17 protein-coding genes and 3 pseudogenes are annotated in these 18,544 nt (G+C 42.8%); 6 read left to right on the plus strand and 14 right to left on the minus strand.

Annotated elements, in window-relative coordinates; all coding sequences use genetic code 11:
• Nucleotides 1-3 precede the first annotated feature (3 nt).
• From DSM107010_RS21375 to DSM107010_RS21385, 3 genes and pseudogenes are all read right to left on the minus strand, one after another.
• Nucleotides 4-1,026: pseudogene (locus DSM107010_RS21375) on the minus strand (transposase); the annotation flags it as partial.
• Nucleotides 1,027-1,152: 126 nt separating this feature from the next.
• On the minus strand, nt 1,153-2,058 hold the full coding sequence (locus tag DSM107010_RS21380) for a transposase family protein (RefSeq protein ID WP_106166227.1): 906 nt from the start codon (nt 2,056-2,058) through the stop codon (nt 1,153-1,155).
• Nucleotides 2,059-2,081: 23 nt separating this feature from the next.
• Nucleotides 2,082-4,133 carry a DUF4158 domain-containing protein gene (locus DSM107010_RS21385; protein ID WP_106166228.1) on the minus strand — a complete coding sequence of 684 codons (2,052 nt, stop codon included), beginning with the start codon at nt 4,131-4,133 and terminating at the stop codon, nt 2,082-2,084.
• A gap of 340 nt (nt 4,134-4,473) precedes the next feature.
• Here DSM107010_RS21385 and DSM107010_RS21390 point away from each other — a divergent pair, with 340 nt between their 5' ends.
• Entirely contained in the window at nt 4,474-4,953 is a 480-nt protein-coding gene (locus DSM107010_RS21390) for a hypothetical protein (protein ID WP_106166229.1), read from the plus strand.
• Between the two features lie 18 nt (nt 4,954-4,971).
• Nucleotides 4,972-5,748 (plus strand): hypothetical protein, encoded by a 777-nt coding sequence (locus tag DSM107010_RS39910; protein ID WP_199755679.1) that lies wholly within the window; start codon nt 4,972-4,974, stop codon nt 5,746-5,748.
• Here the strand turns inward: DSM107010_RS39910 and DSM107010_RS43055 are convergent.
• Entirely contained in the window at nt 5,740-5,922 is a 183-nt protein-coding gene (locus DSM107010_RS43055) for an IS1/IS1595 family N-terminal zinc-binding domain-containing protein (RefSeq protein ID WP_422387892.1), read from the minus strand. The two genes, DSM107010_RS39910 and DSM107010_RS43055, sit on opposite strands and share 9 nt — an antisense overlap.
• Nucleotides 5,923-6,272: 350 nt before the next feature.
• Here DSM107010_RS43055 and DSM107010_RS39915 point away from each other — a divergent pair, with 350 nt between their 5' ends.
• On the plus strand, nt 6,273-6,596 hold the full coding sequence (locus DSM107010_RS39915; protein WP_199755680.1) for a hypothetical protein: 324 nt from the start codon (nt 6,273-6,275) through the stop codon (nt 6,594-6,596).
• The gene (locus DSM107010_RS21400; protein WP_199755682.1) at nt 6,529-7,641 is read left to right on the plus strand and encodes an IS4 family transposase; all 1,113 of its coding nucleotides are present in this window, start codon (nt 6,529-6,531) and stop codon (nt 7,639-7,641) included. The genes DSM107010_RS39915 and DSM107010_RS21400 overlap by 68 nt, the downstream gene beginning before the upstream one ends.
• Nucleotides 7,642-7,954: 313 nt before the next feature.
• On the opposite strand, the gene DSM107010_RS21410 is transcribed toward DSM107010_RS21400, so the two are convergent.
• From DSM107010_RS21410 to DSM107010_RS21440, 7 genes are all read right to left on the minus strand, one after another.
• Entirely contained in the window at nt 7,955-8,575 is a 621-nt protein-coding gene (locus DSM107010_RS21410) for an FMN-dependent NADH-azoreductase (protein ID WP_106166230.1), read from the minus strand.
• 55 nt (nt 8,576-8,630) lie between these two features.
• Nucleotides 8,631-9,386, minus strand: a complete 756-nt coding sequence (locus DSM107010_RS21415; protein WP_106166231.1) for an SDR family oxidoreductase — start codon at nt 9,384-9,386, stop codon at nt 8,631-8,633.
• A gap of 162 nt (nt 9,387-9,548) precedes the next feature.
• Nucleotides 9,549-10,142: a nuclear transport factor 2 family protein gene (locus tag DSM107010_RS21420; RefSeq protein WP_106166232.1), complete on the minus strand. Its 594-nt coding sequence runs from the start codon at nt 10,140-10,142 to the stop codon at nt 9,549-9,551.
• 203 nt (nt 10,143-10,345) lie between these two features.
• Nucleotides 10,346-10,711 carry a helix-turn-helix domain-containing protein gene (locus DSM107010_RS21425; RefSeq protein ID WP_106166233.1) on the minus strand — a complete coding sequence of 122 codons (366 nt, stop codon included), beginning with the start codon at nt 10,709-10,711 and terminating at the stop codon, nt 10,346-10,348.
• Nucleotides 10,712-10,829: 118 nt separating this feature from the next.
• Nucleotides 10,830-11,387: a DsbA family protein gene (locus DSM107010_RS21430; RefSeq protein WP_106166234.1), complete on the minus strand. Its 558-nt coding sequence runs from the start codon at nt 11,385-11,387 to the stop codon at nt 10,830-10,832.
• A 222-nt stretch (nt 11,388-11,609) separates the two neighbouring features.
• On the minus strand, nt 11,610-12,239 hold the full coding sequence (locus DSM107010_RS21435; protein ID WP_106166235.1) for a response regulator: 630 nt from the start codon (nt 12,237-12,239) through the stop codon (nt 11,610-11,612).
• A gap of 7 nt (nt 12,240-12,246) precedes the next feature.
• Nucleotides 12,247-14,907, minus strand: coding sequence for a PAS domain S-box protein (locus DSM107010_RS21440; RefSeq protein ID WP_462686343.1), 2,661 nt, complete (start codon nt 14,905-14,907; stop codon nt 12,247-12,249).
• Between the two features lie 133 nt (nt 14,908-15,040).
• Between DSM107010_RS21440 and DSM107010_RS42370 the strand changes: the two genes are divergently transcribed.
• Nucleotides 15,041-15,169, plus strand: coding sequence for a hypothetical protein (locus DSM107010_RS42370; RefSeq protein WP_258183818.1), 129 nt, complete (start codon nt 15,041-15,043; stop codon nt 15,167-15,169).
• Between the two features lie 228 nt (nt 15,170-15,397).
• Nucleotides 15,398-16,517 (plus strand): annotated as a pseudogene (locus DSM107010_RS39920) (transposase).
• A gap of 228 nt (nt 16,518-16,745) precedes the next feature.
• Here the strand turns inward: DSM107010_RS39920 and DSM107010_RS21450 are convergent.
• The 3 genes and pseudogenes from DSM107010_RS21450 to DSM107010_RS21465 all read right to left on the minus strand — a co-directional run.
• A pseudogene (locus DSM107010_RS21450) lies at nt 16,746-17,527 on the minus strand (ISKra4 family transposase); the annotation flags it as partial.
• Between the two features lie 73 nt (nt 17,528-17,600).
• Entirely contained in the window at nt 17,601-17,786 is a 186-nt protein-coding gene (locus DSM107010_RS21460) for a hypothetical protein (protein WP_106171116.1), read from the minus strand.
• 89 nt (nt 17,787-17,875) lie between these two features.
• Nucleotides 17,876-18,148 carry a helix-turn-helix domain-containing protein gene (locus DSM107010_RS21465; protein ID WP_106171114.1) on the minus strand — a complete coding sequence of 91 codons (273 nt, stop codon included), beginning with the start codon at nt 18,146-18,148 and terminating at the stop codon, nt 17,876-17,878.
• Nucleotides 18,149-18,544 lie beyond the last annotated feature (396 nt).

Genomic DNA, 18,544 nt, shown 5'->3' on the forward strand with positions numbered 1-18,544 from the left:
TTCCTATGCTTCAAAGATTTCTGGCGGGAGATTAATAGCAGCTTCCAATGGTTGAGGAATCTTGTGTAAATTCACCACGTAATCACCGTATCTTTTAATATGTCTTGTCATGTATGGACTTAAAGCAGAGAGGTGTCGCATGGGAATCAATTCTCCCTGTGACATTAACGTTTGGATAGCCAACGACATATCAACTGTATTTTGTAAAATAACTGCACTTGCTACCAAATCAAGGTACTTCAACCGCTTTTCTTGCTCAATCGGATCGTTTTCAGTAATCGCTCCAAGTTTACCGAAAAACACCCAGTCAAGAAAAGCATTGTACATCTCCACAATATTCGTTATCGCTGTAATCTCATACCGAAGAGCAACATTAGAAATATAATCGAGCAAGAACATTGTTCGCACTACCTTACCCAACTCAAGAAAGGCTTGATAAAGTCGATTTTTCTTACTATAACTGCCCAACTTACGTAGAAGCGTCGAAGGCATCACCTTGCCTGCCTTAATTGACAGGACTACACGTATCATGTCATACCAATGAGTCTTGATTAAATTCCAATTGACCACGCCCTTAAACAACGGTTCGATATACTTATAGGTAACATCTGCACTGGGGCGAACAAAAGTTAAATCCTTCCAGTTACGGATACGCGGCATCAATTTGATACCAAGAAGATAGGAAATAGCGAACACAGGTCCAGATTGACCTTGAGTATCTGCGTGCAAAGTATCCGGTTGAATATCAGAAGAGTTTTTCAACAGCCCATCCAAAATATAGACAGCCTCCCACACACCACAGGTGATAAAGTGGGTAAACAAAGCAATATATTTGTCAGAGACATGGTGATAGGCGATACCACCATAACCACCGTAGCGGATGTGATACTCGCTATGTAAATTATTCTCGTATAGCTCAAACTTGCTGCCGTCAGCAGCAACCTTTTTCCCTGTACCCCAGCAAGACGGTAAACTAAAACGGTTGTAAGTATTAGAGTTGTCCGAAAATTTGAAAGGCAGTCTGGAGCTGGGTTGGAGACAGTTTAAGTGTAAGCCAGAGTTAACGGATTTATCAGGCTCAGAGACAGTTACTGATAGTATAGCCCCGAAAAAATCCTAATAGTTAATTTATAACAGAGCTGGTTTTAAAGCCTAAGATAAATCTGGTAAAACTAGGGAACCAATGCGTAACCTAACCAAACCACAAACAGTAAGAATTACCTGTTCATATGTATCGCAACGAAGTCGGAACCTCTCAGACGCTATCCGAAAAATCTTGAGGAGTCGAATTATATGTTCGACAAAAATTCGCTCTCCTGAAAAAACTTTATTTTCGGCTTTTTGCTCGTTACTTAATTCTCCATTACGGGGTTTCTTATGAGGAGTAACGATATTCCGACCGCCTATATAAGCTTTATCGCCTTGAAATAATTGTTCAGAAGCAAATTTTGACAACTGACTCCGAAACAAAGCAATGTCACTAGTTGAACCCTTAGCTCCTATTATCACATCTACAATATCTCGAGCTTTAGGCAGAGAGATTAGTTGGTCTTTAAATGTGTGGCTCTTCTTCTTACCAGAAAAGTATTTTCTTTGCTCGTCATTGTCCGTAGGTCTTTCTCGGCGCTGCTCGTAGCTATCTACAATCAATTCAAATCCAGTTAATAATTCTCGGACAATTGCAGCGTCACTCTCTTGATTCTCCACTTGTTCTAACATACTAGCAGGTAATAAGTCTCGCAAGATTTTCAGCCAATAATGAAAGGTATCATTCGCCTCTGTCTTTGAGATACCGAAGTGCATTCCTAATACTTCAAACGTCGGCATATGTCTTAAATAAAATAAGCTCAGACATACTTCTTCTGCAAGAGTTAGTTTTGGTTTACGTCCACCTCCCGCTGCATTAACACGAGTTTTACTTTTTTCTCTCTCGATTTGCCGCTTTTGATGACTTAGTTCAGCTTGTTGCACCAATCGGAAAAATTGGTTGTAGCTAATTCCAAGTATTTGCTTGGCGCGCAGTGGATACAAGTGTATATAATTAAGTGGATTTTTCATGATGGTAGATCGACGGTAGACTCTCAATTTACCGTTCTACCATTTTTTTGCACCTGGATTATATTTCGGACTGCTCTATTGATAATATTCCGAATTGCAGCTTCAATTTTGGCAGCACTAATGTGGCGACGGTTTGTATAAGAAATCATGTGACTTGTCACTGCACCTTGCGAATGACGAGCCATCTGATTAGGACCAAGATTACAGCCGTAGCTAAACGTAGTAAAAATATAACGTTCAGCAGGAGCGGATATTTTTGGTTCGCTTCCCGAAAATAGACCAAAATGCCTTGTCCAATTCAACCAATGCTCAACATTGCAAAGAATTTCTAAAATACTACGTTCCGGCATCAAAGCACGGATTTTTAATTCTAATTCTTCCACTTCATTCGTTTGGGCTAGGGAGGGGATTCTTTTAAGTACAGGTTCTCCGTCTTTATTAATAGTGAATTGTTTATCAACCGCACAAATCTCATCTACAACAGAAGCTACCTCCGCTAATTTATCTTGCAGGTGTTTAACAAAGTCATCTGAGTTAGCAGGAAATTCGAGTAAGCGACAATATTCTTCTATCAAAGGTTCGCATTCAGCATGACTCAATAATTGTTCGCGGAAATCGGCATAACTTGACGAACCCACGATACACGCATCTCCTGTTTTAAATTCAGTTGCTAGATTTGAAAAGATGCAAATTTCTAACTGCTGACGAACCAAAACTTCAGTTCCATCAACTTCTTCTACAACTAGCGCACGCCAGTTACTACTAATAAAATCTAAATCAATCTCAAAAGGTAAATACTTAGCACGTTTGTATTGATTATCTAACACGAACTTTAATGCTTCCATTACTGACTCATCAGCAGAAGTTGAGAGAATATCTAGAGAACGCACCAAACTGAAAAGTGCTTGGCGATTGGCAGAATAAAACCGCCACATCAACGGTAAATGATTGTTGGTGTTGTAAGCTGCAATCTCATCCAACTTTTGTAACAGTAATTCTGTACCACCATGTTCATCTAAAATTGATTGCACCTGTTCTCCAAAAACAGCATTATCCTGAGTTCCTTTGGTTTTTGTAGATGCTTTTAATACTTGCCCAAAGGTAGTCAATAACTCTGATGTTTCCGTCAAATGTTTGTCGCGTAATTCCTGCAATCGCTGTTTAGCATTATTTTGAATCTTGAGGATACGTTTAATAAACATATCAACAAGATAATCACGGGTGTTAACCTGTGCCTCGTGCAATAGACATAACAGCAACGTCCGACGTTTGGGCAAATTAATATCTTGAAATTCCGAGATATCCAAAGCCCTAGCCTGTGCCGCAAAATGTCTAACTTTGGTGATGGCAATGCTTTGCAACAGTCGCTTGGCATCACCAAAGGTCATAAGAATATCAAACTTATTTTGCAGGAGTTTAATCGCACTAAGTTTGGCGCTTTTAGGTGGCGATTTTAGTAAATTAAGAGTGGCATTTTCATCTACCTCATTATTTGTAACCACTAGCAATTGGTCTAAATAAATCTGCTCATTGATAGAAAGCCCCTCAGAACAAAGTGCAAACAGGCGATTATTAACCATTGAACGAATGTGACGAATTAATCGGTCAAGAGTGCTAAATGCTGGTAACTCGTATCGTTCTTTAACTAATTCTTCAATTGCTACATTGATTAAATCAGCCGGATGGTCTTTTACCTCAGTAGCTTCTGCAACTAATGCGGCTATTAATCTTTGACCTGCTTTATCATACTGTTTAACTTTCAGGTAATCCCGAATCGTCTTTTGGTAGGAGTAGCGTTGACGATCTCTTGGGATTGCTTTTACCCAAGAATGTAAATTTAAACACGACCGTAGATATTGTCTTACCGCGATGGGAACCAGTTCTGGATGGGCAAAATAACCAAGCCGTTGAAAGGATTTTAACATGATAATAAAGCTGAGAACCCCTTCGTGGCTCTTGGTTTTAGACTTTGCTAATTTAATTTCTTCTGGCGTTGGTGTATAAAGTTCTGCAAGCTCCTTGGCATCGGGGAATTGTTTAAATCTAGGGTAGGCGGTACGGTCTATTAAGGTCATTCAAGTGATATTTACAACACAAAACAGCAAGAGGTGACTGAAAATACATTTATCCCTCACTGTTTAACCACACAGTATTTTATATTCTTTGTGGTAAGCATACCTAATCAAAATTAAAATGTTTTTTTCTCCAGTAGTGCTGTGATTTTTCGTTCTTTAGATTGCTTCTGCTTGTCAGTCTAATTTATCAATATTAGTCAACAGACAGTTTGTCAATTAAGGTTTTAGTTGCCTCATCAATGATTCTGGTTCTAAATTAGTTTGTGTTTTGTAAGCGGAGTGAGTCAGGAGCCGAGAAACAGCATAAGCTGATTGTATGCAATGTGGAGGCTAACCCTCTATGGCAGAGCGAAAAAAACGGACAATTGCTGGAGATAAAACGATTTGCCTGCCAATTGAAGCAGACAACGACTACGACCAATTGATTGAGGATACGAAAGCGTTTCGCGTCTACCTGGACAAGCTGATAGCGACTCATCGAGAGCTATTTCCAATCGGAATTGAGGAAGGCTATTGCTTTCATGGATTTGTCGAGTCCGGCAAATTACATATGAGCACGAGACGTATCCGATTGAAATGCAACGGACAAGCCTATCAATTACGTCCAGACACCGTGATGCCGTACATGATTGGCAAGACAGAGGAAGTCGAGAAGGGATTATACTTACGACGCTATGGAGTCCCCTATGAGGGGATTGCCCATGTACTAGGGCACTCAGCAATGTACTGGTATCAGGCCACGCAAGCACTAGGACGTGCCTCACTCGTAGGTACTACGGTGAAAGATCCGGAAGCCATCCCCCCCTCATCTGGTGGCTGATGAAAAGCATACCTGGTGGTGGGGAGAAGAATTTACGTAGCTGTAACCGCAGCGATGGGCTGTTTCTTGGGGGTAGAAATTGCTCAGGGAGCGAATGCTGCTGCCTTGAGTAAAGCTTACGGAGCATTCCAACAAGAAGCCTTGCAACTTAACCCAGACTATCACCCCGAAAGCGTCAACACTGACGGTTGGGAAGGCACCCAAAATGCGTGGAAGGCAATATTTCCTGAGATTACCCTCATTCTGTGTTTTCTGCACACGGTCTTAGGGATTCAGCAACGGTGTCGTCGCGGCGACGCTGTATTTCAAGCCGTTACAGACAAACTCTGGCATCTCTACCACAGTCTCAATCTCAGGCAATTTAGTCAACGCTTACGCCGCTTACTGGAATGGACTCTTGACCCAGACACTGACCTACCACAGGCAGTGCGCCAGAAATTGCTGAGCTTAAAAGCGAAAGCGCCCCAGTTTACCGTTACCTTTGAAATGCCTGATGCTGCTCGTACCAGCAATCAAGTAGATCGTTTGATGAATTATCAGGATCGCATTCTCTATACTATGCAGTATTTTCATGGCACACTCAATGCTGCCAACCAAGCCCTCAGAGCAATGGCACTTTTGTGGAATTTTCATCCCTACTGTCGCAAGGTACAGACCCTAGAACCCCATTCGATGTCACCCTTTGAAGACTTGAATGGCTTTCGCTATCACAAAAATTGGCTACGAAATTTGTTGCTCGCGTCCTCGCTCAACGGACGGAGGATTGCTCAACCACTCAAACACAAACTAATTTAGAACCAGCAATGATTTTGTTTTGTAGGTCATGCATAAACTGTGGAGCCGGAGACGCTCCGCCTCCGATCTCCTACAATTGCGGCACTTAAAGCTTTGTTTACCATTATGGACGAAGCCATTTTTGACGGTATGAGTTGAATTACAAGTAGGATAGACAGGCTGAGAAGTTGGCATGAATTAATGGAGATAACTTTGTCTCCCCTATCCTTACATCTTTAGGACTACCACTTCTTAGCAGTAGCAAGACTTCGCTATTCCAAGTCATTTGAAAAGCTGAAACACCTGGATCGTATTATTCACAGGCGAATGGCACTAAGAAAAGCTGAAAGCAACGAAAGATAAGCATTACCAGCATTGATGCCATGAAGCAGTGGACAGGGTACGATTGCAGACCAACAGGCGCAGTGGAATGGAGACGGAAAGGGTGCAGCAGTTGTCCAAAAAGTTTTTATAGGTAGAAAAAGCTTACTCGTTCATGAAATACTTATCGACGATACGAATAAGCCAATACCATAATTACTACTGTGACACGGCAAGTACAAATTCTCAAGGATAAATTTAGCCAGAGTTTGGGATTACCTTTTCAAGAATTGTTACCATCCTCTGTAATTGGGCAAGCACTCCAGGAGCTAAAAATTAGATATAAACAGCGGTTATTTGACCCCATAGTAACGTTGTGGGCGTTTTTATCTCAAGTCATGGATACTGATAAAACTTGCCATAATGCCGTGAGCAAAATAATTGCTTATTTAGCAGGATCGGGATTAGAAATACCATCTACTGAAAAAGCGCGCTTACTGTCAAGCACGGTCAAGATTACCAGAAAAATTATTAGAAAAACTTTTTAGTCAGTCCGCACAAAATCTAGAAGAAAAAGTGACAACAGAACATTTATGGTGTGGTCGAAATGTCTTGGTAGTAGACGGTTCAACTGTCTCCATGACTGATACTGTCGAGAACCAAAAAGCATACCCTCAACCAAAGAGTCAGAAAGCCGGATGCGGATTTCCGATTGCCAAAATCGGTGTGATATTTAGTCTAGTAACAGGTGCTGCTGTTGCTTTAGTAATTGATGTTATGAATACCCATGATATCAAACTCGCTCGTCAACTCTATCAGTTTCTAAAACCATTGGATATCCTGATAGGAGATAGGGCTTTTTGCGCTTACGCTGATATAGTCGCGATTCAAAAATTGGATTGTGATGTAGTATTCCGAAAACATCAATCCCGACCAACATCGATGCGAAAAGGTAAAATTGTTGGAGATTGCGACAAGATAGTTACTTGGAACAAACCCAAAGTTTGCCCAAAAGGATTGAGCCTAGATGAATTTGAGGCTCTACCTCAAACTATCACTGTGCGAGAAATTTACTACTACATTGTGATTCCTGGATTTCGCACAGGGCGAGTCAGTTTAATCACTACTCTTTTAGAGCCAACCACCTATTCTACCCTAGAAATTGTGAGACTTTACGGTCAAAGATGGGATGTTGAACTAGATTTAAGACATCTTAAAACTACTTTGGGAATGGATGTTTTACGATGTAAAACTCCCTCTATGATACGCAAAGAAATTTACGTTTATTTACTGGCTTACAATCTACTTCGTAGTTTGATGTGGTCGTCCGGTACTACTCACGGCACTCCTCCGCTGCGCTTGTCGGTGCAAGGCACACGCCATCATTTAAACAACTTCATTCCCCAATTATTAGCTGCTTCTTCAACAGAAGTAGAGCAGATTTATCACACTTTACTTAAAGTTATTGCTCACAAGGTTGTTCCAGAACGCCCAGGACGGAGTGAACCACGAGTCCGTAAACGCCGCCCGAAAGCTTACCCTTTAATGACAAAATCAAGGCACGAATTCCGAGAGCAATTACAAACTGCTTAAACCACAAGTGTTCTAGCTTTTCTTAGTGCCATTCTATTCACAGGCTACTTTGCCCCTGATGATAGCTTCCGTAACCTTACCCCTACTTGAGTGCAATGACTTCCAACGCTCAACTTCTTTCAGATTCTTATGGGGTTAGCGAACCTGCTTGGAGGTCATTCCAGTGAGGCAATTGAACTGTTGCGTCAGATGGTTTTGACTGGAGAAACCGACTTGTAAGGCAATGTCTACGGTTTGCGAAGCAAGTTCCCCCAGAGCAATCGCTAAGTCCGTTTTCCGATAACATCAATATCGACTGATTCGCTGCCTAGTGCTACCAGCTATTAACTAGCTCTTGAATTTTAGATTGTGCTTCGTCTAGCCCCCGTTTTCGTGCCTCGTCTCCCATATCTAGACCATTGGCATGAATGAACTGAATGTCGGTCACACCCATGTATTGAAAAGCATACCGGAGCGCAGGTTCCTGACCATCCCACCCTTCATAAGGAGAACCTGCTCCAAACTCAACGCCTCGCGATGTGATGAACAAAACTTTTTTACCGTTCGCAAGTCCTTTAACTTGACCATCCTCCTCGGTGAATGTGCGACCCACACGAACCACTTGATCGATGTAGGCTTTGAAATTGGATGGAATGCTGAAGTTGTACATTGGCACACTGAAAACACATCGATCAGCTGCCAAAAACTCATCCACTAACTCATCAGAAAACTTCAGCAGTTCAGCCATTTCTGAAGTCAGTGCTTCTGGCGCAGTAAAAGAAGCCGCAATCCAGTCTTCGGTGACGTGAGGAACTGGCGTTTGTCTTAAATCACGATAGGCGATCACGTCATCAGGATGTAAGTCTTGCCACGCATCGATAAACTTCTTTGCCAACATGCGAGATTTGGAGCGATCTCCCCGTGGACTTGAATCAATATGCAGAATGCTTGCCATAGTGCCTTAACCAGAAATTTCAATTGCCATCTAGACAGTAAGCCAGCAACTTAAGCTAACTTGCTGTATATCCGCCATCGATCGCTAAGGGTTGTCCCGTGATGTAGCTGGCAGCATCAGAACAGAGAAAAACAATTGCTTGAGCGACCTCGTCTACCTGCCCGATGCGCCTCATTGGAACCGTAGATGCCAAATTATCAGCCGTGCTTCTTATATCGGCAACAATGCGATCAATCATCTCGGTGGCAATGAAACCAGGATTGACGGCATTGATCCGGATGCCTTGTTGAGCATAATCAAGCGCAGCCGATCGCGTTAACCCCATGACGGCATGTTTACTCGCAACGTAAGGAGATGACCCTGGAAGACCAATCAACCCTACACCTGAGGAGCTATTAACAATCGCGCCCGATCCTTGAGTCAGCATTTGCTCAATCTCATATTTCATACATAGAAATACTCCTCGCACGTTAATCGCCATGAGGTTGTCAAACTCTTCGATCGATTGCTCGTGTAGCGGTTTGACGAGTGATTCAACGCCTGCATTATTAAAGGCACAGTCGAGTCGCCCGTAGGTTGCAACCGTCTTTTGCACTAACGCTTTGATATCTTCCTCTTTTGAGGCATCTGAATGGACATATAAACATTCAGCACCTGTTTCACGGATTAGTTTGGCAGTGTCTTCTCCTTCAATATCACGTCTGCCTGAGAACACGACTTTTGCTCCGGCAGCACCAAAGGTGATCGCGGTTGCTCGACCGATGCCCGATGTTCCGCCAGTCACCAAAGCAACCTTGTTTTTCAGCATCATGATAGTTACCTCTTGTTGTGAATGGCTGTGTCACTTTGTCAAAAACTCAATGAGCAATACGTGTAGGAGCTAGCAATAAGAAGCGCCTCCTACAACCAGGATCGTACTCATCCTGGTTGCAAAATGGCGGGTTTGGGCATTGATATTTGCTGGCTTTTACACTTAGTCGCGATCGCTGGCACGACCGATCAGTGCGTTTGAGGGCAAGCTCGGATCGAGTACCTTGCGCGCACTGTCAACCCCTACAACGGGCAGTGTACTCGGATCGAGCAAGCCGAGTTGAACCAATACACTCGCCTGATCCCAGTAGAGGTGTTCGTGGGCTAGCTTGCCGTCACGAAACTGGACAATCACTACCAGTGCCACTTCAACCCGTTTAAGAGTCGGAGCAATGTCAGGTAGCATCCAGTCCATTTGAATGGTATGAGTGAACTTAACCAGCATTTCATCGACGAGTCGATCGGTTCCGATCGTGCGTGAGATCTGAGTTAGTTCGATGTCCGGTGGCACTTGTGGAATGAAGTACTTTGAATAAAACTCGCGCACTGCTGGTTTCCCTACTCCCCCAGTCATTACCGGAATGCCGTTAACGTAAGCATCCTCAACCATCGTGGCGAGGGTGTCTTCAAGGTTGTGAGTGTCAAACTCGTGCCGCAGATGCTCTTCCCAAAGTTCTTGTAAAAACTTCTGGGCTGGTGTCAGGTCGGCGATCGCTTGTGAATTTGCTTGTTTGTCTACAGTGTGTTCTTTGACCATGATGGTGTAATCTCCTAATGTATGCAGTGAGGGTGATTGCGGATGGACTTACCCTTTTGGGTAGTGTTTTAAATTCGTGATTAAGACTCTTGAAACGTTATGCGGGGAAGTCTAGATTGGATTCTCCTGGTTCTATTTATCTAAAGTGTATTGAGTTCCAATGCTTGTCTTCTTTCAGATTCTTACGACGATTTGTCAGATTCTTATGGTGAAGGACGCACTTGCTTGGGTGTCATTCCAGTGAATCGCTTAAATTGTTGATTCAGATGGCTTTGGCTGGAGAAACCCACTTCTAATGCAATGTTTGCGATCGCTAAATCCGTTTTCGACAGTATCAATTTCGCCTGTTCCACCCGCTGTTGAATCACATACTGGTGTGGTGAAACTGCCATCGCTTGTTTGAATAAACTCGCAAAGTAAGTTGGGCTAATGTTGATTACTTCTGCAAGTTCAGTCAGTGACAAATCTCGGTCAAGGTGAGTGTGAATATAGTCGAGTACTTGCTGCAACTGGGTGCGCGTTAAGCCTCTGTTCTCGAATTCAATTGTTGGTGTTGTAATTGTTAGCATGGTTCAAAAATTGGCAATTTGGTCAATAAAACAGGTAAAAACTAGCCATCGCGCATTAGATAGCTTACTAGCACTGAAAAACGAGTTAGATGTGAATTGGGAGTAGGAATCGGGGAGCTTAGTGACCTGCCGCAACAATGGCTGTCATCAACTCTGCCATTTTCCAGCGTCTGGTATATCGAATGTTATTGATGAATAGGGCTGGAGCAGCCGTTACTCCACTTTTGCATCCACCTTCGACATCTTCATTGATACGAGCGCTATGCACTTGTTTAGGCAAGTCTTTGAGAAACTGAGGAATATCAAGCCCTAAGTTGTTGGCGTACTCTACAAGATAACCGTTCTCCAACTGTTGTTGATGGGCAAGCAAAGTATCATTCATTAACCAAAACTGTCCTTGGACAGCGGCGGCTTGGGCGGCTTGGGCTGCCCGTTCAGCATGAGGATGAATCTGTGCTTGCGGAAAATGACGGAAGATAAAGCATAAATAATCCTCTCCAAAACAAGCACTAAGCTCTCGTCCAATCGCTTTAATCATCTTGTAAACCTCCGCACTTCTAGAGCATTGATAGTCTCCATACATCACCAGCACTACCTTGGCACTCAGCACACCTTGCATCCAATCTTGGGTTGAAGGTGGTACAAGTAAGGAACTGTGGCTACGATCGTCGTTCATTTTTATACATCTAAATCAAGCATAGACCTTGTAATTGACTTGCATGGTTTCATTGATTGCATAACTGTTTGCTATAGATTCAATATAGGCGATTGCCTTCAAGCTGTCGTCTATAGCAAGTTAAAATTTTTACAGTATATATTGATAGAGCAACTATGCCATCGTGGAGTAGAAGGCTGGTTATAACTCAAGTTAGAATCTCAATTCTATCGAAAGTACATCCTATAAATTAACAATGCCGCGTTTAACGGCAACAATTACAGCTTGGGTGCGATCGCTGACATCTAACTTATTCAAAATCCGATTGATATGAGATTTAACCGTGCCTTCACCGATACTCAAAGCCGCCGCAATCTCGGCATTACTCATGCCCTGTGCTAGTGAGTGGAGTACCTCCAATTCTCTTTCACTCAGTTCTGGATTGCTAAGGCGCTGTACCAACTTTGCTCCCACATCAGGCGGAATATACTTCTGACCCCGATGAACGGTACGAATAGCATTCAGAAGCTCGTCAGGTTCAGTTTCTTTCAACAGGTATCCTTTTGCGCCTGCCTGCAATCCCCGATAGATATCTTCGTCACTATCATACGTGGTCAGTACAATAATCCGAGCAGATTTAGCAGTAGCACAAATTGCACCGATGGCGGCAACTCCCTCCACTTCAGGCATTCGCAGATCCATTAGCGTTACATCCGGTTGGTGTTCCCCAAATAGAGCGATCGCTTGTTCCCCATTCTCCGCTTGGGCAACCACTTGCATATCTGAGTCACGGTCAATAATCGTGGCTAATCCTTGCCGAAAAATAGCATGATCGTCTGCAATCAGAACCCGAATGGTCGTGGCTTGGCTCATCGTGATGCTACTCCCGATTGACAATGACAACAATCTCTGTTCCTTGTCCAGGTTGGCTCCGAATCGTGAGTTGTGCGCCGATGCGCTCTGCCCGTTCGCTCATGCCGAGTAAGCCAAAACCCTCAGAAGATGGAATACTCCCAACTCCAAAGCCCTGTCCATTGTCTTTCACACGCAAGCAAACTTGATCGCGATCGTAGACCAGTTCTACTCGGATTTCGTCAGCATTGGCGTGTCTAGTAGCATTCGTTAATGCTTCCTGCCCAATCCGCAGGAGGTTACTCTCAACTTCAGTCGGTAGAGAATACACTACACCCTCGATCTCATAATACAAGGTGGTATCCATTGCGGCAGTTCTGAGTTGAGCGACGAGACGATGGAGAGCGCTCTGTAAACTGCCTTCCTCCAAAAGTTGAGGACGGAGTGCTACTACCGATCTCCGAGCTTCAGTGAGTCCAGTTCGTGCCAATTCTTTGATCAGGTTTAGGTGTGCCCCAGTTGCTTCTAAATCATCCGTTAGCACTTGTTTTGCGGCTCCCACCTGAGCCAGAATGCCCGTAAACGCCTGAGCGAGCGTGTCGTGAATTTCGCGTGCCATGCGGTTACGTTCTTCTAAAATCGAGGCTGCTTCTGCTTGCTTTTGCAGCGTGATATCTCGCGCCAGCCAAATCACCTGTTCGTGCCGAATCGGGGCAATGCGAGCCGAAAACCAGATTTCTCGCCCAGCAATGCGGTGACTGTATTCAACGGTGAGGACTTGTTGGGTTCTTAGCACCTGCTGAATGTTATTCAGAAATTCATTGGCTTGTTCTTTGGCAAAAAGTTGATGCAGCGTTTTGCCAGTACACTCCTCTCCATAGGACGGATTTCCTTGAATCGTACAGATCAATTGCCCCTCTGCATTGAAGATACATATTAGATCGGGAATGGCTGAAAAGAGCGCCCGCAGTTCTGCTTCAGAGGCTTGCAGCGCTATTTCTGCCTGTTTGCGATCATCGATATCCGTATAAACTCCTAACCCTCGGATGGGTTCACCGGATTCATTCCAGGTAACAATTTTGCCGACAGAAAGAATCCATTTCCACTGACCATCCTGAGTACGCTGGCGAAACTCTGCTTGATAGTTGGGGACTTCTCCAGTAATACAAGCATCAGAAGCTGCAACCACTGATTCTCTGTCGTCAGGATGCACACTCTCAAGCCACTCGTTTCTGGTTGTGTGCAATGTTGCTGGATCGTAGCCCAGCATTGAAGCGTATTCTGGGTTAACCACGATTTCTCCAGTTTTCATATTGATATCGTAGAGTCCTTGATTTGAAGCGGTTAATGCTAAGCGGAGTCGTTCTTCACTCGTTTGTAGAGCGACTTCTGCCTGTTTGCGATCGCTAATGTCTGCAACCACCCCTTCGATGTAGTCATCGGCTGCATTCAGATAAGAGGAGTAAAGCGCCCAAAACAGCGTCCCATCTCGTTTTCGCATCTGTACTTCTCCCGATCGCACTTCCCCATCCCGCTTCAGCAACTCAATCGCTTGTTGGCGATCGTTGGGATTTACAAAATAGCCGATGGTATGTTCCAGCCCAATGATTTCTTGGGGTGAATCAAAACCCAACAGATTTGCATAGCGTTGATTGGCATTGAGAATTAATCCATCACAGATGCGGATTTGGTAGATGCCGACCTGGGAGTTTTCAAAGATATTACGGAACTTGGTTTCACTGCGTTGTAATGCTTCTTCTGCCTCTTTATACTGGGTGATGTCATGTCCAATCGATAAAATTTCAGCTAAATCTCCCTGTTCGTTCAAAATCGCTTGATTTGACCAAGCAACCCAAACTCGCCGCCCGTCTCGACACAGATTTTCATTCTCGCCTTGCGGGTACGCTTGAGGATTACGAAGTAAATCGTGGACAAAGGGTCTGACATCGCGCCCAGAGGTTTCGATGTCTGGAATGATAGTTTCAAATAAGGTTCGCCCTAAAATCTGATGTTCTTCATAGCCTAAGAATTTCACTCCATAATCGTTGATGTAGCGAATCCGTCCTTGCGGATCATAGCGAATGATAACTGAATTCGCGGTTTGTAGCAGGTTGCGATAATTTGCTTCACTTTGTCTCAATGCGGCTTCGGTTTGTTGACGTTCCGCGATCTCCTGCTGCAAGGCTTGAGTTCGCTCTTCTACTTTTCGTTCCAGTGTTTCAGCATAATCTGCTAACCGTTCATACAACCGAGCATTTTCTAGTGAAATTGCTGCCTGAGCCATCAACAGTTTAAGGACTTGCAAGCGATCGCGCTTAAACACTCCGGTACTGAGATTATTCTCCAGATAAAGTATGCCAATCAGCTGATTTTGCTTGAGAATTGGCATACAAAGGAGCGATCGCGTTTGTCGATATTGAATGTAAGGATCAGTTGAAAAAGACGATTCGCTGACTGCATCATCAAACACCAAAGTTTCTTGAGTGCTTTCTACCGAGTGAATGACGGAGACAGGAATGGTTGCACAGTCAGCAACAGTAAGTTTTTCTAGATTGCACGGTCTACTTCCGCTGCATCGAGCGACCACCGTAAGTCGATCATCTTCCAAGAGAACCAGAGCGCCAGTTTCGGCTCCCACATTTTCTATCACCACCTGCATCAACATAGCAATTAATCGATCGAGATAGATCATTTCTGAGAGAGCTTGAGCCGCTTTCATTGAATTCTCCTCCGACGAAGGACTGTCAGCCATCTCCTAAAGTATACCGTTCGCCAAACTTCAGAAAATTAAGCTTCTGGGTGAATTTTTTGAAGGTTTTTCAATGACACTGCTGCACCAAAACGCCGTTCCAGTTAGCTTGCCGACTTGCGATCTCTGCTTCTTCCATTGGCAAGACCTCACCAACTCAGCCAGCGACCGAGCTTTCAGTAAAACCGTTCCCGTCTATTAATCACATACTATCAGTGAAGTAGGAGTATTGTTACGGAAAGTGTCGTCAGGGGCAAAGTAATGAATAGAGTACCGAATTTCAGTAGATCAAAAAGCTGGGAGAAAAGCAGTAGCTCAAGCAGACGAAGTAGTACATCAGTTCTATAGCAGTCGTGGTGAATCAGCATCATATATAATGAATCCTTATCTTTAAACTGAAAATAAAGACTAAGGAGAATAATCAGAAAAGTTGGTGAACAAACTCTCGCAGATAGCCCTTACAGATGAAGAAACTCTAACCGTAGCAGTAGATTGTTTAGCTAAACATATTCCTTTAGATGCCAAAGAACCTTGTGACCCAAAAACTTTATTCCAAATCCTGTTAAGAGCAGCTGCGACTCACGACACAATTGAAAATACAGCTAAACAGTTGAAGCAAGTTACGACAAGTAATAATATTAGGTATCATTTAGGAAAAATCAATAATTTTATAGACTTAGAGCAACAACTTAATTCTTCTCTAAAAAGCCAAATTCCTAAGGGATTAAGCAAAAAGAAGCAGTCTTTAGCTATCGATTTTAACTTAATTCCTTATTATGGAAAACCTTCAGAGTCAGAAGCCCCGTTTATCTATCGAAGTCAGGCTAAACTTGGAACATGCTCTTTTTATGCTTATGCCACTTTGTACGTGATTAAGAAGGGAAAAAGAGTCACATTGGCAATTAGAGGAGTCAGGTGGTTAGACACCAAAGTTGCTATTATAACTTATCTTCTCGCCGAACTCTCCCTGTTAAAGATAAGAGTTAAAAAGCTTTATTTAGATAGAGAGTTTTTTAGTATTGCTGTCATTCGCTGGTTGCAAGCACTCCATATTCCTCTGATTTTACCAGCTATTATTAGAGGAAAAAAAGGAGGAATTAAGCAATTTCTTCAAGGCAGAAAGAGCTATCAAGCTACTTATGTCATGTCAAAAACGAAAGAAGAGTCAGTGACTCTAGACCTGCAAATTATTTGTAAATATAGAAAGGGCAAGCGGAAGAAACGAGGTTTGGAATATTTTGTCTATGTTGTGCATCAATTAAACATCAGTTTAGCTTATCTTCATCAAGATTATCGAAAACGTTTTGGAATTGAAAGTAGTTACCGACTCAAAAATGTATGTCGCATTAGAACGACAACTAAAAAGCCAACTCTTCGGTTACTTTTTGTAGGTATAGCTTTTCTACTTGTGTCAAAAAGGAGGACGATTAATTTATAGAAAGCTCTTTCCACTTAAACAGATGTTAGCCTTTTTAAGGCAAGCGATAGACCGAATTTTTCAAGTAGTAGAAACTATTTACATCCCTTTACAATATGCTGACAGCGCCTGACTGTAAAATTTATAAGCTAAGCTTATCGATTAGCATGACTATTTGGCTTGAATTGCTGCACTAAGTTCGGCTTTTTGATCTACTGAATTTGATTGAGGAGTTGGAACTTTATCCACTTTGTTTCTGGTTCAGCGAGTAAAGATGGGCGATCCGCAATCTTTGAAACCTAAATATACCAACGGTTTCCAGACCATCTTACAGGTTTTTACACGTATCTCGGCTCAATACCAGATAAGCTTTAATTGTTTCTAATCGATCGCTTCGGGCTGAAACTACACAGTTTTTATCAATAATCTGCCGGTGGGTTTTATCAATCTCTCTGATACTTTCTGGTTTGTAGACAATAGCTGACAATGCTTCAAAACTACGCTTCCCTTTCTCCTGGGTCGGGATATGCCCGCCATCAACTTGAACAATCAACTGGGTAGCTTCTGCCGCACATTCTTCTGGTGCAGGCATCTGAAAATTCTGATTAGCTAACACTTCCCCAACTTTTCCACTGATGCGTTTGACTTGAGTATGATTGTTAATCCCACGCGGCTTGCAGTTGATTTTCTCTAAATTCTTCTCAGCTTCTCTATAACTGTACCTTGCTCCTTGTTCGCATTGTAGCCTGGCTAAATCAGGATGAATATTCGTGCCAAATAGAGATGTTACTGTCGGAGAACCTTGCCAGTTACATGTTGGATTATTGCACTTGTGCTTTTGGATCCGTAGTTCATGGTCGCGCTCAGACAGCATGTAATTTGGAAGTGCGATGACCATTCTTCTTCAGCTTTTGACCACAGACAGGACACACTTTGGTTTCTGGCTCAATTAGGATAGATTGTTCGACCAATACTGCATTTTGTACTTTTTCCAATAGTGAAATCTGTTCGGCATGACGCAACCCTAAATCTAAAATTAATTTTGGGCGTTTGACATTATAGATGGAGAGCGTCTCGCGCTTGACTACTTCTTGACTAGAAACTGCGACTTTTTCGCTCGATGATGCGTAACTCGTACTCCACTGCAATCGCTCTCCATCTTGCTCAATCTCTAGAACTATCCTACCAGAAAGTTCGTCTTTAGCATCCTGATTTGTTACGCTCTCATTATCACTTGGAAAATTATGAAAGCATTTTCTGCATCTACTTTACTAGTTTGAGCTATCACTACAAAAAACTTGATGAAGCGCATATGTAAATCTTCGTGCATCGCATTGGCAACTGGGGCGAGAATGAATACGGCTAGTGCAGCTAAAATTAAATTAACCAAGAAGTTGTTCATCTTAAGTAGCTAAAACTAACGTACTTGTTGCAGATCGTGGAATGCTTGCGATCGTCGTAAAACTATTGTCCGATTACAAGTGTAGATTTTCAGCTATTGCGTTGTTTTATTTGTACTGCCTCGTTCTCCAGAACCAATAGCTCAATCTGTTGTTCAGATTGACCGAGTACTTGAGCCAATTGTGGTAAGAGTCGCGTACCTGGGTTGCCATATTTGGAGCAAGTGATTTTGAGCGCAGCACGAGATATATTCAGGCGCTCAGCCATTTGAGCAAAAGTGAGTTGGTGCGTCTGCATGTACTCTAGAATGAGTAAACCCAATGGAGAACAATCTTGGGGAGAGATAGAGATAGGAGTTGTCATATTTTAAGAACGCGGTTGGAAGCATACATTTGAATGCACCCCATCTAGAACAAAGTTTAGATGGGGACTGCGCTCAACATTTTCGTTCAAGCAGTTTTTCGTTTCGGCATATGGAGTATTGTTTAGATACATTGTTTTTCCTGTTTGGCGATCTTTGAAACTTTCAATAGAATCGCCAAACCATTTTATAGTAATATCTTCCTCTTTAACAGTGTACTTTGGAAGCGTAACAAATCAGCATGATTTATACTACATTGAAATACATCTTTTCTGAATGACTCGTTTATTGAGGTTTAAACCGCTTATAAACTTACTTTCTTGTTGCTAATTCTCATTAAGCTATCTATTGTTAAACTCATATTACAAAAGCATACTGTTTTGTTACGCTTCCAGAAT

The sequence above is a fragment of the Chroococcidiopsis cubana SAG 39.79 genome (assembly GCF_003991895.1).
In the GTDB taxonomy this organism is placed as follows: Bacteria; Cyanobacteriota; Cyanobacteriia; order Cyanobacteriales; family Chroococcidiopsidaceae; genus Chroococcidiopsis; species Chroococcidiopsis thermalis.